Origin of the sequence: Nostoc sp. FACHB-892, assembly GCF_014698795.1 — a bacterium.
GTDB lineage: Bacteria > Cyanobacteriota > Cyanobacteriia > Cyanobacteriales > Nostocaceae > Nostoc.
Genome location: NZ_JACJTR010000018.1, coordinates 88,171 through 104,872 on the forward strand (window position 1 = coordinate 88,171; position 16,702 = coordinate 104,872).

Sequence of the window (16,702 nt, forward strand, 5' to 3'; positions counted from 1 at the left end):
TTGATTAGCTCAGTCATTGCTAGAAGAGTGGTGTCCACGCAACTCTTCCGATTTGGCTGATCCCATACCGTCCTCGGTGCAATATCCGTGTATAGAGAAAATTCTGTGATTGCAATTTACACTGACCAGAGATATACGGCTTTTCTGAAAATAAAAGGAAAACTTATGATTTGAATTTGAAATTACTTGGCATATCCATGTAAAGCGATCGCAAATTTGTGCGAATTTAAGGATATGACTTAAGTACATAGAATTTTGGGTCTTAATAGATATTGATCTATAGAAGTTACTGTGGGACAGCGACACCTTCCAGCCCCATTCGGAGAGCGGCCATCTTTGAACCCCCTGCCGACAGGTGTTACGCGAACACCTGTCGGCGGGGTTGAAGCGCTGCACCCTTACTTCTTAAAGCTCACTTATCACAATAATCGCTCTTTTTTAGAGGAGGCAGAAGGAGGTATTGATGGATTTTTTGTCCTTGTTCTTAATGGACTTCGTTAAGCAGTTGCAGTCCCCAACACTTGGGTTTTTGATTGGTGGTATGGTCATTGCCGCTCTCGGTAGCGAATTGATAATTCCAGAGGCGATTAATCAGATCATCGTCTTTATGCTGCTCATGAAAATCGGTCTGACCGGTGGTCAGGCGATCCGCAATTCCAACCTAACGGAGATGGTGTTACCCGCAGCGTTTGCTGTAGCAGTAGGGATTCTTGTTGTATTCATCGCGCGCTATACGTTGGCCAAGCTGCCGAAGGTCAACACCGTGGATGCGATTGCGACCGGGGGGTTGTTTGGTGCTGTGAGTGGCTCTACCATGGCCGCCGCCCTGACGCTACTGGAAGAACAAAAGATGCCATACGAGGCATGGGCTGCCGCACTCTATCCCTTCATGGATATCCCAGCACTCGTAACGGCGATTGTGGTGGCCAACATTTATCTCAACCACAAGAAGAAGCGTAGGGCAGCAGACGAGTATCTCAGCAAGCAGGAGTATCTCAGCAAGCAGCCCGTTGTGGCAGGCGATTATCCCGATCAGCAAGATTATCCCAGCAGCCGGCAAGAGTATCTCAGCAAGCAGCAGTCTGCGGATAATCGGGTCAAAATATGGCCGATCGTGAAGGAAAGCCTCCAGGGTCCTGCCCTATCGGCAATGTTGCTCGGCATTGCTCTTGGCCTGTTCACCCAGCCAGAAAGTGTCTATAAAAGCTTCTACGACCCCCTCTTCCGCGGCTTGCTTTCGATCTTGATGCTGGTCATGGGTATGGAGGCTTGGTCAAGACTTGGCGAACTACGTAAGGTGGCCCAATGGTACGTCGTGTATAGCGTAGTGGCACCGCTGGTACATGGGTTCATCGCCTTCGGTCTCGGCATGATTGCCCACTACGCCACGGGATTCAGCCTGGGCGGTGTTGTGATCCTGGCCGTCATCGCCGCCTCCAGTTCAGACATCTCAGGTCCGCCCACGTTGCGAGCCGGTATCCCGTCTGCCAATCCCTCCGCCTACATCGGTGCCTCCACAGCTATCGGTACGCCCATTGCGATCGGCGTGGCAATACCGCTCTTCCTCGGGCTTGCCCAGGCGATCGGCGGCAGCTAATCCCAGACGGGTCGCGGTCTGTCGACCCTCCCTTGACCCGGCTGACCAAGCGACTCAATATATAAGATCAATTACGGTAAGGAGGTAACCACCATGGCCAAGCCAGCCAAAAAACTTGTCATCGTCACGGAAAAGATTCTGCTGAAAAAGATCGCCGATATCATCGAAGAAGCCGGGGCAACCGGTTATACGGTTCTGGAAACCGGCGGTAAAGGCAGTCGCAACGTGCGCTCGTCGGGACAACCCAGCGTTTCTGACACCACGGCGAATATAAAATTCGAGGTGCTCACCCCGGATCGGGATATGGCCGAGAATATTGCGGATCAGGTCGCAATAAAGTTTTTCCTCGATTTTGCAGGCATGATCTATATTTGTGATGCAGAGGTACTGTACGGGCACAGTTTCTGTGGACCAGACGGCTGTTGAATCGAGACGACACAGACCTAAAAAGCCGGGGCATGACCCCGGTTTTTAGTAGCCGTATTTCTTGCCTGCGGGACTTGGGTCTCAGTTGCAGTCCCCAACGCTCGGCTTTCTGATCGGTGGTATGGTCATTGCCCCCCTCGGTAGCGAACTGCAACTTCCAGATGCGATCTCTAAGTTCATCGTCTTCATGCTACTCATCAAAGTCGGCTTGAGCGGCGGCATTGCGATCCGCAATGGCAATCTGGCAGAGATGGTGTTGCCCGCGCTGTTCGCCGTGGTAACGGGTATTTTTATCGTGTTCATCGGGCGCTACACGTTGGCCAAGCTGCCGAGCGTCAAAACCGTGGATCCCAGCGACTGCGGGCTTGTTAGGTGTCGTGAGTGGCTCTACCCTCGCCGCCGCGCTGACGCTACTGGAAACGGAAGGCATCAAATCCAAATTCTCAAAAAGCGATCGCTCAATTTCACTCATTTCACAATTTGGACAACTTGCAACTATAATTTAATACAAATTTACAGATGAAAACAAAAAATTAATATTGACTAAACAGGAAAAACACTGTCTGTAATAACCCGATAACAAAACCCAAGACACCACCTAAAGTTACAATCGCTTGCAATTCATTCTTCACAATTCCTTCGATAGCAGCTTCTAAATCAGCCGGTGAAGTAGATTTTACCCGGTCAACTATCACTTGATCTATTGACAAAATCGGAATTACTTGCGCCACAATTACTTCTAAATCTTTTTCCAAATACTTATCTAATATTAAAGCCAACTCTTGACTCATAACTTCTAGAGAAGTACTGACAACAGGTGAAGTACTAAGACGATTCAGCAGTACTACAGCAATATTTTCCCAATCAACAGAATCAGTTAATCCTTGCAAAAAATCGCTGCCACTGTCTTGCAGGTAATGGCGGACGCTTTCGCGGGTGGTCTTTCGCAGTTGGCGCACCGTCCCCATTGGCAAGTTTTGTAATGATAAATTTTGCAGTAATTTCCTAATGCGATCGCGCATTTGCAAATCTTGAGTTAATTCCTGCAAGCGAGTATTGGTAGCCTCTTTTTCATCTAAGCAAAAAGTTCGTAGCCGCGTGAGAGTATTACGTAAGCCAAACAAATTTGCTACTACCCAATAAGTCCCACTGGTTTTTTCGCGGAAGCCTTCATCAATAATTTGAATTGTGCGATCGGTCAAAAAATCAACTATCGTCTGCCGCAGCACATCCGGCGGTAAAACTGCTTGCAACAACCAATCAGCAAGCCGCGTGGCTTGTTCTTCACTCAATTGAAATTCCAGCAATATCTGGTCAAAAATTTGATTGATCTGCGCTTCCAAAAAGTCTTCACGTCGCGCCAAAACTTTGAGTAACCGTGGCAAAGATTCCCCTAGTAAATCCCGCAAAATCCCCGCAACAATTTTGACACTTTTATCGTTTTTATCTGTTTTTACTTGTTCAATTGCCATCTGCAACAACCAGAGAATCGCTCCTTGTACGCGTTCTGTTTGCAACAAACGTCGCGCCAGGTTTTGCAATTCTTTCGGTGTCAACAGTGACCCCATGATTGTCTTGGAAATGTTCAGAGCCAGACGTTCCTGGTTGCGGGGAATCAATCCAGGGGTGAAGGGTACTCTTCGTCCAGCAATGTAAATTGCTCGGTAAGGACGGAACAACATTTTGATAGCTATATCATTTGTGAAATAGCCAATAATTCCACCCAGTACCGGGGGAGACACATAAAGCCAAAGATGAGACCAGTCCAAGGGAAGAATTAAAAAAGTTAAGAGTTTAGAGTTTAGAGTTAGGAGTTAGAAGAGACGTGATTAATCGCGTCTATACAGGAGTTAGGAGTTAAGAATGATAAATTTTTTATGAGAATTTATCACTACTCATAATTCATAACTTTTAACTAATAACTCCTAACTTACTAAGCACTAGCACTCCCATCATACCGTTCGCAATGGGGTAGTGTGTGGCAACAGCAAAACCAACTTGACGCGCTAACTCTATTTGCTCACTCCCGACGGGAAAGCGGTCTAAGCTGGGACTGATGTAAGCATATTCTTCTTTTAACCCTAAATAACTGGCAACTGGCACTACAAAACTGTCCAGATACAACTGCTGAAAGGCACGTAGCTGAGGATTACTCGGTCGATGAAAGTCCAAAATTGCGGCTTTAGCACCCGGCTTTAGCACCCGGTATAACTCTTGGAGACTACGGGAAATATCTTTAACATTTCTTAAACCATAGCCCATTGTTGCGGCATCAAATTGGTTATCCTCAAAGGGTAAATTTAGCACGTCGGCTTCTATCCAGGCGATGCCTACGGCGGGCAAAGCCAACGCAGGTTGGGGGTACTGACTGTGGGAGCGTTCTTTAGCTATTTCTAGCAGGTTGGGTGAAAAATCCACTCCGTAAACCTTCCCTGTTGCCCCTACACGCCGTGCCAGACGTAAGGCTAAATCACCACTACCGCAACACAAATCTAATGCAGTATCACCCGGTTTAGCTGCACTCCATTTCACTGCCATTTCCTTCCATATTCGATGCTGTCCCAGACTCAACCAATCGTTCAACTGGTCATAAACTGGGGCAATACGGTTAAAAATGGACTGAATTTCGTTACTCATTGGGTATGGGACATTGGGCATTGGGTATTGAGCATTAGTCATTGGTTTTTAACAAAGGACAAATGACTAATGACTAATGACAACTACACAGTGGTTTGATCGCAGCGACTACTAGTAAGAGCGATCGCTACCAGTTCGGCTAATAAATTAATTAGCATTAATTCATCTTCTTGCAAAGTGTAAGGTTGTTGCCACTGTAGCGACAATACGCCCAAAAGTCGATGACGGTAGCTAATTGGGATAACTAAATGTGCTTGCACACCCGTATTTTGGTAGTGAATAGCATCAGCTAATTTAGTGTCTTTAAGTATATTTGAGGAAACTTGCATTTGCCCGGTGGCGATCGCTTCCTTTGTTAGTGGGTCAAGAGATAGCCAATTCTCTATTGTACCTGTATCACTATAAGTTCCTTGAGTTGCAATCAGAGTATTTCCGTCTGTAAGTTGGAGAATACAGCCATCTGCTCCAAAAGTCTCACTTACAGCCCTGGTAATTGGATCGAGAGTTTCTTCTAAGCTAGAAGCTGCTTGAGTTACCTGTACTAAAACACTTAGCAGCGCCATTTGAGCATGAGCACGGCGTAATTCTTCTGTACGTTGCTTGAGCAAGTCGTAGGTTTCTGCGGCTCTTTGCACCACTGCCTTCAGTTCTCCTGGATCCCAAGGCTTGGTGATATATTTGTAGACTTGCCCGGCATTAATTGCTTCTACCAAGTCTTCAATATCAGTAAATCCGGTGAGAATTATCCTAACCGTATCGGGAAACTGAGGTACAGTTTTACTGAGAAACTCAGTTCCTTTCATTTCTGGCATCCGTTGATCAGAGATAATCACCGCTACCTCGCCTTCTGCTGCCAATACTTGTAGAGCGTTCACCCCACTATCAGCTTTCAGAACATTAAAGTCGCGTCGAAAGGTGCGATAAAGCAGATCGAGATTATCTGGTTCATCGTCAACTACCAGGATTTTAAGCTTTTTTGGTCGTTCTAGAGTCATAACTTGATATTGGAGTTTATCTATTTCGAGGCTGGACTTATCCATAAGATATTTCCTTTAAATATTCATTATCTTGTTATATTCCATACCAAGCTTAGTTGAGAATAGCAGAAATTTATCTAGGGTTTTTACTGACTTAACTTGCATATTTGAGTACGATAACTGTGAGTATTACAGAGGATATTTACCTGTTCAAATATCTGAGTTAGAAAAAATTGCATAAGAAGAATCAACTAAATAAGCTTAAATATGGTGGTTTCCATATGGATAAGGTACGCTAACCTCTTTTGGATGGAACGCTTAATAGGAGCGCACAGCTAGCTGTGCGTCCTTAGGATCTGTATTTTACAAAATTAAAAGTTTCTACAAATGAACTCAAGACAGTAGGCCTGGGTAGTTCATAGATTAGAATAAGACTTGCTCATAAGGTATTAATCAACCTCTCAAGTTGAAGTTCGCACTCCGATTATGACTGATCTACCACCCAACGCTCAGAATCCCGAAGAAAATGCTACCAACGATGTAGCGCAAGAATTACTGCGAAGGCTGAGGCAAAAACAAGGCAACTGGGTGGAATGGGGAGCCGCGATCGCCTCGTTGCTAAAAACCGGTTACAACCCCCAAGAAATTTTTGAAGCGACTGGATTTGAGCCGATTCAACAAAATCAGGTGGTTGTTGGTTCCCAAGTTTACAATTCTTTAGAAAAGTTTGGAGTATCGGAAGAAACGCGATCGCACTACGCCACACGCGGCAGTGATGTTTTATACGAACTGCGTTTGCTCACTCAAGAAGAACGCGCCGCTGCCGCCGAGCTAATCTTCGTCCACAACGTTGATGCTGATGAGGCACGGGATATAGCAAAAGCACTTAAGGAGTTCTCCTATTTCCGCACTTTGCCAGAAGGGTTTTCTAACCATCCTGGGGATGCCGTTGCTCATCAAGTTTGGAAACTGGCACGCCAAAATGCAGATTTACAACAGCGATCGCGCCTGATCGCCAAAGGTTTACGCTTTGCTCACACGCCAGCAGCAAGGCAAAAAATCGAACAGCTACTGACTGATTTTACTACCGTTCCCCAGCGTCCAGCGCCAATTTTACCCTTTTACCGCCTGGAATTTGAAGAACAATTACCTCGAATTCTACCAGTGGTAGGTGAGTTGCCATTGTCACGGCAAGACTTGCAAGCTGTACCGATATTGACAGAAATTGAACCATTTCGCCTGGTTAAGTTTTCTGGAGAGCAAGCTTGGGTTCCATTACCAGGTTGGCAAGTGCTGTTAGCGGCAGAAGATCCAGTAGTGATTTTAGCGAATAGCGATCGCTTCCCCATCCAAACCCAAAGCCAAATGGGCCCCGTTGTAGTTGTGGTAGATCGTGCCAAACGAGAATGGGATGCCTCTAGCTATTTTGTCGTTGAAAATGGTGGTGAATTAGATTTTCAGTGGTTTGAAACTGAACCAGAAATTCCCTTACTAGGACAAATTATTATCATTGTGCGTCCTAAGAAAATTCTGGATGAAGAATTAACTAAGGATTCATGGCAGATTGACGAGTAATTCAATTTTAGATTTTGGATTAAAGAAGAATTCAGAATCCACGAATCAGCAATCTTGACGCTCATACGAGACACTGGGCGTAGCTTGCTTTTCCTTTCTCGGAGCGTTACGTAGAGAAGCAGGGTGGTTTCATACAAGCAGAGAAAAACTAAAACTGCGTTTCAAAGCCTCTCTCCGTTTCGGGGAGAGGAATGGAAGTGGGGTAAAAAGCCATGCCACAAAACGAGAAATCAAGACTTATGTATTTTTCTTTTTTCGTATGAAACCGCCCTGGGAGCGTTACGTAGAGAAGGGGTACGCAGACTCCTTCTGACGACTCATTAATAAATATTGAAAAACTGCTCCCCAAGAAAGTTAAGGATGACTTGGAACTGGTTTTGTTTACTGGTATTCCACCCAATTATCAGCAAGATATGATTTTCAACGAAGAGGCAGGAAGCAAGGGGCACGGAAGAGGGGGAAACAATTCTTCCCTTTTCTCCCTCCTCCCTTACCTCTTTTTCAAGAAGCGGATACTGTGGGCGGATGTAGTACGGAGTTGTAGTTTAAAGCATTACGTAGGTTCAAACCTTCAATCTGTCGTTGCGGCTTTTGTCGTAACACTTTTGTTTATGCGTTTGTAATACTTTTGACATTTAAAATTAAGTAAAAATAAAATTACTTAGAAACCAGCAATATTATTCCAAGGTACTTGCTTGATCAAGCACCAAGATGTACTCTTATAATTACCTGTTTTTTAAAACTCAAACAAAATATGTTTATGAAATAGATAAAAACTGTGTATATAGGGTTTCCTAATCACATAAGGTAAATCCATCATAACCTCCTCTCGAAGAGCAGGGAAAGTGTTGAGGGTTGAATTATTGTAACTCACTCAACTCAGAACCAAATATATAAATTTTATTAATTATAAGTTTAATAAATCATAGTTATTAGACTTATATAAAGCACTAAATAATATCTATTTAAAATTAGGAATTGCTATACAGGTTATAAATTTATTAGTAGATATAAAAAAACTAAAAGCTCTCTTTTTTTGCACAAACTATATTTTAATAAATAAAGGTGTATTTTGTATTTCAAAGCATTGTTTGAAATACATATTGTTGGTTGTGAGGATAAACTGTGAAACTAAATTTCCTAGCTTCTGTTAGTGGAGTAATTTTTCTGTGCTTACTTGGAGGATGGTCACCTGTGCTGGCCATAAGAGTAATTGAAACAGGTGCAGATAATACCCAGACTATAAAGTTTTCTGAAAAAGGAGCCCATTTTAAAAATCAAGCTAGTTCTAGAACAATCAACGAGAATTATAAAAGTTATGAATTAACACTGCCTCCATCTGGTGATTTTTCTCAAACTACTTCGGAGTTTTCACGCCCTTCTCTTAGAAGAGATTTGTTAGCACAGGTAACATCTGTATCGCAATTATCAGATGTCCAACCTACAGATTGGGCTTTTGCTGCATTACAATCTCTAGTCGAGCGCTATGGTTGTATTGCTGGCTATCCAAACAGTACATATCGGGGGAACCGGGCGCTGACTCGTTATGAATTTGCCGCAGGTTTAAATGCTTGTTTAGATCGGGTAAATGAGCTAATTGCCACCGCAACTAGTGATTTAGTAACAAAGCAAGATTTAGCTACCTTACAAAAACTGCAAGAAGAATTTTCGGTCGAATTAGCTACATTGCGAGGTCGAGTAGATGCTGTGGAAGCTCGCACCGCTCAATTAGAGGCCAATCAGTTTTCCACAACAACTAAACTCAGTGGTGAAGTAATTATTTCAGCTCTTGGTGCAACAGGAGGCGCTCCAGATCGAGATGACCCTAATATTATCCTGACAAACCGAGTCCGGTTAAATCTTACTACCAGTTTCACCGGTAAAGACTTACTGATTACTGGGTTGCAAGCATATAATTTCTTAGGTGGCGTCGATGGAAGTGGTAGCCTTCAAGAGAGTTTGGGACTAGTATCACCAATTCTAAGTTCTAGTAGCGCTCGTACTAGTTTTGAACCTCAATTTCCTGGGGTTGATCCCAAAACACTAACAGCAATCGGTGCTAACTCTCTTCAGCTTTACAAGTTGCTTTACATCTTTCCGGTTGCTGATAAACTGACATTATTTGGCGGGACTGCTGCGGAAGTGTCGGATGCTTTTCCTCCTGTTACTCCTTTTTATGGTGAAGGACAAGAGGCAATTTCTCGCTTCGCCAGTTTGAACCCTGTAGTGCGTGTTTCTGGTGGTACTTCTGGTTCTGGTTTAGCATCTGCTGCTGGTTTTATTTTTAACATTTCAGACCAACTGGATTTTAGAGCTTTGTACGGTAATGCAAACGCTAACATTCCTCAACAAGCTGCCGAAGTACTACCAGGAGTTTCTGGAACACCTTTGGGATCTGGCGTATTTGCAGGTAGTAGTGTAGTAGCAGCTCAATTAACTTTTAGACCAAGTACTTCTATAGATATTGGTTTAAATTATGCCAATAGCTATCACGAGATAAACATTCTTGGCACCGGATTAACTACTAATGATATCGGTGCTTTAGCAGGGGTTGATTTAGGAACACCTGTAAAACTTAACTCTGTTGGTGGAACTGTTACTTGGCGATTTACTCCAAACATTGCTTTGTCTGGTTATGGCGCGGCATTTTTTGTTGACGATTCTTCTGGGGAAGTTGATGCTTCTACTACCTTTACCAGTTGGATGGCAGGGCTTCATTTCAACGATTTATTTCAGAAGGGGAACAATGCAGGTATTATTTTTGGTCAACCACTATATCGCACCGATGCTGGTGGTGCAGCTACTCTCGCACCCGCAGGTGTAAACAGGGCTGTTCCATACCATTTAGAGGCTTACTACCGCTTTCGGATTAACGACAATATCAGCATTACTCCGGGTGCATTTGTCCTTTTTAATCCTGAAAGCAATAGCAATAACGATACAACAACCGTGGGTGTACTTCGTACTACCTTCACTTTCTAAATTAACAGCTAGGTTTGAGGTGTTAATACTTCTCGCTTAGAGGTTGTTTGAAAAGTATTTTGCTGTGATAAGCACTTTTAGATCCTCTCTAACCCCTTTTTAAGGCAGGACTGTTTCATTCCCTAAAAGACGTTGATTTGCAAGCGTTTAAAGCAAGAAAATCAGGTGACTAAAAAATCTGATTGGACAAGAAAATGGCGATGCCTTCGGCAAGGCTTTGCCAACGCACTTAAATCTATCCCTTGAAGTGGTAGTTTTTATTTTTCCCGCTTTCCCAAATTTCTTGCTCATACTCTTGACAAAATCATGATCTTATCGAATTAAACAGTCCTGCTTTTTAAGGGGAGAATCGGAATCAAAATCCCTCAATTTATCGGGGAATTTAGAGAGAGCTAGAACTTTTGATACCGACAAGTGTAATTCAACTTCAGTTCATCAATTCCATGTTGCTTATAGGCTTGTTTCCAATCTGTTACCGAACCTGAAGACACATCTAAAATAGTTTGGATTTATTTGTACAAGTAATCTAAGTAAACCAACTTGACCGCAAAAGCTTTTCTTACCTCACAAGCATCATGGCAAGCTGCGATAAAATCTTGTAACTTTGCGTTACCGTACTCCTGCGGGGAAGCAAGCTACGCGTAGCGTCTCGTCAAAGTTTTAAGATAACATTAGCGGAATTTAAAAATATATTAGCTGGTGAATTAGCGCACCCAAAGCCAAACCTATCAATGAAAAGGTAGACGTAGTCCAAAAGGCTAGCCCTTCTCTAAGACCTGCCATCTGAAAGTCTATCCTGACTAATATAGTTGCCGAAATGATGAGTAAAGTATCAAGAAATATCCGAAACCAAGCAATCATAATAAAAAACAAGAAAGCTGCTAAAACGGCAACGCCGAAAGACCTAGTATTTGATTTAAACAAAACATTCAAATAATATGTCATTTTTAGCCAAGGAATGGTCAACGTTACTACTAAAAGTAAGATAGCAACCACTGTCACCAGCCACACAAATAAAGGAGCGCGTGTTTCAGATATTACCCAGCCCAAAGTACTGTAACTAAGCATTACTAGCGCCAAGGACACCCAAGGAACTCTTTTCAAAATTGACATGGGTTAATATTTCTAGTACAGGGTCAAGGTTTTATTTTATTATTTAATCTTATATAAAGCCGACTCTTATAACTATTGACTAATAGCTAAACAATCATTTTCTGCCCACCAGGCGTAGATGGGCGTGTTGCGGTCTGGTAAAGTGCCAAAAGTATTAGGTTGCAACACATTTATGCCAGTACTATTTGTTAATTGCACAACATAATTAACGTGTGTGCCCAAATACATAATATTGACAAGCCGTCCCTCAAAGCAGTTAGTTGGCAAATTGGGTGGATAAAGCGAAAGCTGTATTTTTTCTGGGCGTACACTCACTACCACGGCTTGTGATAATTCAGATGGTGTATTTTCAACGCGGCTAACGACAATTGAAAGTCCCGTTTTTGTCGAAATTTGAACATTAGAAGAGTCTACTGCTACGATTTCACCGCTAAATAAATTAGTATCACCGATAAAATCAGCAACAAAGGATGTGCAAGGACGTTCATAAATTTGGCTAGGAGTGCCAACTTGTTCAATTTTGCCTTGGTTCATCACAGCAATGCGATCGCTCAAAGATAATGCTTCTTCTTGGTCGTGTGTCACCATCACAAAGGTCAATCCCAAATCTTTGTGTAAATTTGATAACTCAACCTGCATTTCTTTACGCAGTTTTAAATCTAACGCCCCTAAAGGTTCATCCAGTAGTACAACGGTGGGACGGTTGACTAAGGCCCTTGCTAAGGCGACTCGCTGCTGTTGACCACCAGAAAGTTGATTGGGAAAGCGCGATCGCAAACTTTCCATTTTTACTAGTTTTAAAGCTTCTTGGACTCTAGCTTCAATTTCCGATTTGCGTATTTTTTTTAACCGCAGTCCAAAAGCAATGTTATCCGAGATATTCAGGTGGTTAAATAGAGCGTAACTTTGAAATACAGTATTGACGGGTCGGCGGTAAGGCGGCACATTAGTCATAGACTGACCTTGAATCAAAACCTTACCAGCGTCAGCGATCTCAAACCCAGCAATTAAGCGCAGTGTTGTTGTTTTACCACAACCGGAGGGGCCTAAAATACTAAAAAATTCTCCCTGTTTGACATCCAAATCTATTCCATGTACTGCTGGTTCTTGGTTAAAAAACTTGAATACATTACGCAGTTCAACATCAAGTGGCTGAAAAGTTGTTATCCCCCTTTGATTCTGCATGACAATTTGAGCCATAATCCTTAGTAGAATGCCGTGATCTTACGTAATTTTGTCAATAGTCTATTGGGCAGACTAGATTTGACACTTTGGTTTATTGTATCCCCCAAAAACCATTGTTCAATAATATACTCGCCAAATTCTTTTATACCCACTAGTGGGTATGAATTTAGAGTAATTGTATACAAAATAATACCGCTATTGGAATCAATATTTGTCTTATGTCCTTATTCCCATCAATTGGCAGCAAAAAAGATACGCGTACCGTTGGACGTGGTTTCCAACCAATATTTTTAATTATATTTACTCTATTTATGGTGACGGGAATCAGCGTTCGTTTGGCATATTTGCAAATTGCTGAAGGAACAAACCACCGAAAAAGAGCCGAGTCAAATCGAATTAGGATGATTCCCAAACAACCAGAACGAGGCAACATTTTTGACCGCAATGGTAAACTTTTAGCCAGTACTCGTTATCCTCGCTCTGTATATTTGTGGCCAATGGCACATACTAAGCCAGCATGGTCAGTTGTAGGAGCACGTTTATCTCAAATTCTCGACGTTTCCAAAGGAGAAATGGAAAAGAAACTAGAAGAGGCAGGTGCTAACTCTTCTTCACTCATCCGAATTGCCCGTGACTTGAACGAAGCGCAAATTACGGCATTGAAAGAGTATGAAACCGATCTTCAAGGTGTGGAAATTCATACAGAAGCCGTTCGTTACTACCCCCACGGTAGGGAATTAGCTCATGTATTAGGATATACGCGAGAACTGACCGCCGATCAGTTAAAAGAAAAGAAGCAGGAAGGCTACAGATTGGGTGATGTGATTGGTCAAATGGGAGTTGAAAAAGCTTATGAGAAAATGCTGCGGGGCGAATGGGGCGGTCAGCAGGTAGAAGTAGATGGTGCAGGTCGGCCGCTCCGGGTTTTGGGAGAGAAACAGGCGAAAGCTGGTAATGATTTGCACTTGACCATAGATTTAAATATGCAAAAGACAGCAGAAAAAGCTTTGGGCGATCGCGACGGTGCGATCGTGGCACTTGACCCAAAGAACGGTGCCGTTTTAGCAATGGTGTCTCATCCCACCTTTGACCCCAATATTTTCTCAAAGCAGAAACTCACCCAAAAAGATTGGGAAACTGTACAAGGTTCAGATCATCCCTTGGTAAATCGCGCCCTGAGTGCTTTTCCACCCGCTAGTACCTTCAAAATTGTCACCACTACAGCCGGTCTAGAATCCGGTAAATTTTCTCCTAGCACAGTCTTGCAAACCTACGGTTCCTTAAACTTTGGCGGTACCCGATTTGGTGAATGGAATCACGCCGGATTCGGCCCATTGGGTTTTGTCGGTGCATTACAGTGGAGCAGTGATACCTTCTTCTATCAAATTGGTCGGGGAGTCGGCGGCCCAACTTTAATTGAATGGACTCGCAAGTATGGATTTGGCCAAAAAACCGGCTTTGAGTTTCCCAAGGAAGAGGCAAAAGGTTTAGTACCAGATGAGACATGGAAGCAGAAAACTTGGAAGATACCTTGGACTGTTGGTGACAGCATTAATATGTCAATTGGTCAAGGTGCCTTACAAACTACACCTTTACAAGTTGCCATCATGTTCGCCGTGCCCGCTAATGGTGGCTACCGAGTCCAGCCGCATTTGCTTAAAGACAATGAAGAAGCAAAAAGCTGGCGAGAATCTTTAAATATGAAGCCAACAACCATAAGTGTTCTCCGTCAGGGACTACGGAAAGTAGTAGCTGAAGGTACAGGTAAGGCTTTGATGCAGCCAACAGTTCCCCCAGTCGCTGGTAAGAGTGGCACTGCTGAAGCTTGGAAGGGCCGTGTTAAGCAAAATCACGCTTGGTTTGGAGCCTATGCACCTGCCGAACAGCCGGAAGTTCTAATTGTGGCATTTGCTGAACATTCTGGTGGCGGTGGTGGTAGCATTGCTGCGCCGATGATTTTAGAAATTATGGAAGAATATTTTCAGCGCAAGTATCCAGGTAAGTACCAGAAACCAGTGCCTGAGAAATCATGAAATTGGGGATTGGGCATGGGGCATGGAGAAGAGACAAGGGAGAAACTTGTTCAATACGCCCCTTGTCCCATCACCCCCAATATGGTTCGGATAAGCAGGCGTTGCAGGGGAGGAAAAAGAGTTATTGTTCAGTAGTTCTTCTCTCCCCCTGCTTCTCTTCTCCCCCTGCAACGCCAGCCTGCCTCAACTAATAAATTTCTTAACCGAACTGTATTGCCATTACCCCATCACCAAAAAAATGAGGTCAATCGTGATTGATGACTATATTCGAGCCACAATGACTAAAAATCAGATTCCGGGGCTTTCTGTGGCAGTGGTACAGGAAGGTGAACCTGTTTTAGTTAAGGGCTATGGACTGGCGAATGTTGAACACTCTGTTTCAGCGACTGAACAGACAGTTTATGAAATTGCCTCTGTCGGTAAAACTTTCACCGCTACAGTCACGATGATGCTGGTGGAGCAAGGGATAATCTCGCTAAAAGAAGCGATCGCAAATTATCTCGATCATCTACCCCTAACGTGGCAAAATGTCACAATCGGGCATATTCTGTCTCATCAGTCTGGACTTCCCAGCTATACCGACGCGCCAAACTACTGGGAAATTACCCATCTTGATTTATCTAAATCTGAAATTTTGGCTCTAGTTACTCACTTACCCCTCAAATTCCAACCGGGTGAGTTTAGCGCCTATGACAATACAGGCTACTATCTACTGGGTTTGATCCTAGAAAAAGTCACTGAAAAATCTTATGGAGATTTATTACGCGATCACATTTTTGCTCCTTTGGGGATGAATGCAACCGTAATGAATGATCCCAAAGATATTGTGCCGCATCGCGCTGCTGGCTATCGCTTGCCAAACAGCAAACTCGTTAACAAACCTTACTACAGTCCTTCTGTTACCTATTCTGCTGGAGGTCAACTTTCTAGTGTGGAAGATATGGTGAAGTGGGAACAGGCGCTTTGTGGTGACACTCTGTTAAAGCAATCAACTCTTGATCTGATGTGGACACCTCATTTTCCAAATCAAGGCGATGATTGGGAAAAGTTGAGATATATTGCAGGTTTAGGTTGGTGGGTATTGAATTATAGCGATCGCCGAGTAGTTGGTCATAATGGTTCGATACTAGGATTTGCAAGTAATATTACCCGCTTTATTGATGACAGAATTACCGTGATCTTACTTTGCAACCTAGATAAAATTTCTCGACCAGATGCGATCGCTAAAAAAATTGCTGAATACTACTGTCCAGCTCTTAAGGAAGTAGTGCTTCAGCCTCCATTATAAGAAGCAAGAGTAAAATAATTACGAATTATTTTGGCTCTGATGGCGATATCTGAACGGGTTTCAGATTTCTGGCTTTGTAGAACATTTCTAAGCTATTGCGATCGCCTACAAAACGCCAGTGCCAAGGCTCATAACTCACACCTTGAGGATTATTTTTAGGAAATGACATTTCAAAGCTAAAACGCGCTGCATTTGCTTGCAGCCACCGATAAGCCTTGGTATTGTCAAAGTTGGTTTGGAGATTAGTGGCTGGTACTGCTCCGTCTCCAATATCTACAGCATAACCTGTGTGATGTTCGCTATGACCAGGAGGAGCGCTAAGGGCAGCTCGTTCTAATGGTGTTTGATTTCGCTGGGCACCGACACCAAAAAACAACGGTTCCTGATCTTTGATTGAGCGAAAGCCAGAAATTGGTACTAAAGTTACACCTGCACTCCGCGCTTCTGCTACCATCTCCTCAAACTTTTGGGCAGCAGCTTTTCGCATTCTAATGCCCCTATTTGCGGAGATGGTTACTAGTTCTGACACAGGAGCTTCTGGGTATGCCAGATGCCCTAATAGAGCGTTGACAGAATTACTAGATTCTGTGGTTGGTGTAGGTGCAGAAGTCGCGGGTGAGGGTTGAGAATCAGCGGTTTTTTTGGGTGCAGTAACGAAAAACAAAAAACCACTAATTAAACCCAGCAAGACAAATCCCGCAACTCCCCCAATCAGCATAATTTTGGGTTGCAACCACATTTTAGGCGCTGCAACAGGGGTATCGCGTACAGCCGCTGGAATATCATCACCAAGGTCATTCGATGAGTTTTGCGGTTTTTCAGAAAACCCAGCCTTATTCAACGGTAAACTCCTGTTTCTGTGGGATAGCCATAACAGATTTTGCACTGG

Annotated in this window: 12 protein-coding genes and 2 pseudogenes; 7 read left to right on the forward strand and 7 right to left on the reverse strand. The window is 43.4% G+C overall.

From position 1 onward, the window contains the following. Positions 1-463 precede the first annotated feature (463 nt). The 3 genes and pseudogenes from H6G96_RS22410 to H6G96_RS22420 all read left to right on the forward strand — a co-directional run. Positions 464-1,597 carry a sodium-dependent bicarbonate transport family permease gene (locus H6G96_RS22410; protein WP_190913506.1) on the forward strand — a complete coding sequence of 378 codons (1,134 nt, stop codon included), beginning with the start codon at positions 464-466 and terminating at the stop codon, positions 1,595-1,597. Between the two features lie 93 nt (positions 1,598-1,690). Next, positions 1,691-2,023: a hypothetical protein gene (locus H6G96_RS22415; RefSeq protein WP_190913508.1), complete on the forward strand. Its 333-nt coding sequence runs from the start codon at positions 1,691-1,693 to the stop codon at positions 2,021-2,023. A gap of 121 nt (positions 2,024-2,144) precedes the next feature. After that, positions 2,145-2,454, forward strand: a pseudogene (locus tag H6G96_RS22420) (sodium-dependent bicarbonate transport family permease); the annotation flags it as partial. A 102-nt stretch (positions 2,455-2,556) separates the two neighbouring features. Here H6G96_RS22420 and H6G96_RS22425 read toward each other — a convergent pair. The 3 genes from H6G96_RS22425 to H6G96_RS22435 form a co-directional block, all read right to left on the reverse strand. Beyond that, on the reverse strand, positions 2,557-3,792 hold the full coding sequence (locus tag H6G96_RS22425; protein WP_190913510.1) for a DUF445 domain-containing protein: 1,236 nt from the start codon (positions 3,790-3,792) through the stop codon (positions 2,557-2,559). A 142-nt stretch (positions 3,793-3,934) separates the two neighbouring features. Then, positions 3,935-4,660: a bifunctional demethylmenaquinone methyltransferase/2-methoxy-6-polyprenyl-1,4-benzoquinol methylase UbiE gene (gene ubiE / locus H6G96_RS22430; protein ID WP_190913622.1), complete on the reverse strand. Its 726-nt coding sequence runs from the start codon at positions 4,658-4,660 to the stop codon at positions 3,935-3,937. A gap of 83 nt (positions 4,661-4,743) precedes the next feature. Then, a complete protein-coding gene (locus H6G96_RS22435) occupies positions 4,744-5,700 on the reverse strand; it encodes a response regulator (RefSeq protein WP_190913512.1) in 957 nt (318 codons plus the stop codon). A 423-nt stretch (positions 5,701-6,123) separates the two neighbouring features. On the opposite strand from H6G96_RS22435, the gene H6G96_RS22440 reads away from it, so the two are divergent. Both H6G96_RS22440 and H6G96_RS22445 read left to right on the forward strand, forming a co-directional pair. Continuing rightward, a complete protein-coding gene (locus H6G96_RS22440) occupies positions 6,124-7,212 on the forward strand; it encodes a RuBisCO accumulation factor 1 (protein WP_190913514.1) in 1,089 nt (362 codons plus the stop codon). 1,125 nt (positions 7,213-8,337) lie between these two features. After that, a complete protein-coding gene (locus tag H6G96_RS22445; protein ID WP_190913515.1) occupies positions 8,338-10,194 on the forward strand; it encodes an iron uptake porin in 1,857 nt (618 codons plus the stop codon). A 416-nt stretch (positions 10,195-10,610) separates the two neighbouring features. Here the strand turns inward: H6G96_RS22445 and H6G96_RS22450 are convergent. The 3 genes and pseudogenes from H6G96_RS22450 to H6G96_RS22460 form a co-directional block, all read right to left on the reverse strand. Beyond that, a pseudogene (locus H6G96_RS22450) lies at positions 10,611-10,802 on the reverse strand (IS630 family transposase); the annotation flags it as partial. A gap of 73 nt (positions 10,803-10,875) precedes the next feature. Beyond that, entirely contained in the window at positions 10,876-11,307 is a 432-nt protein-coding gene (locus H6G96_RS22455; RefSeq protein ID WP_190913517.1) for a hypothetical protein, read from the reverse strand. Positions 11,308-11,379: 72 nt separating this feature from the next. Then, positions 11,380-12,507 carry an ABC transporter ATP-binding protein gene (locus H6G96_RS22460; RefSeq protein ID WP_190913519.1) on the reverse strand — a complete coding sequence of 376 codons (1,128 nt, stop codon included), beginning with the start codon at positions 12,505-12,507 and terminating at the stop codon, positions 11,380-11,382. Positions 12,508-12,710: 203 nt separating this feature from the next. On the opposite strand from H6G96_RS22460, the gene mrdA reads away from it, so the two are divergent. Together mrdA and H6G96_RS22470 are read left to right on the forward strand one after the other, a co-directional pair. Next, positions 12,711-14,525, forward strand: coding sequence for a penicillin-binding protein 2 (gene mrdA, locus H6G96_RS22465; RefSeq protein WP_190913521.1), 1,815 nt, complete (start codon positions 12,711-12,713; stop codon positions 14,523-14,525). A 250-nt stretch (positions 14,526-14,775) separates the two neighbouring features. Further along, the gene (locus H6G96_RS22470) at positions 14,776-15,813 is read left to right on the forward strand and encodes a serine hydrolase (RefSeq protein WP_190913523.1); all 1,038 of its coding nucleotides are present in this window, start codon (positions 14,776-14,778) and stop codon (positions 15,811-15,813) included. A 25-nt stretch (positions 15,814-15,838) separates the two neighbouring features. Here the strand turns inward: H6G96_RS22470 and H6G96_RS22475 are convergent, their stop codons facing one another. After that, positions 15,839-16,654, reverse strand: a complete 816-nt coding sequence (locus H6G96_RS22475; protein ID WP_190913525.1) for a M15 family metallopeptidase — start codon at positions 16,652-16,654, stop codon at positions 15,839-15,841. Positions 16,655-16,702 lie beyond the last annotated feature (48 nt).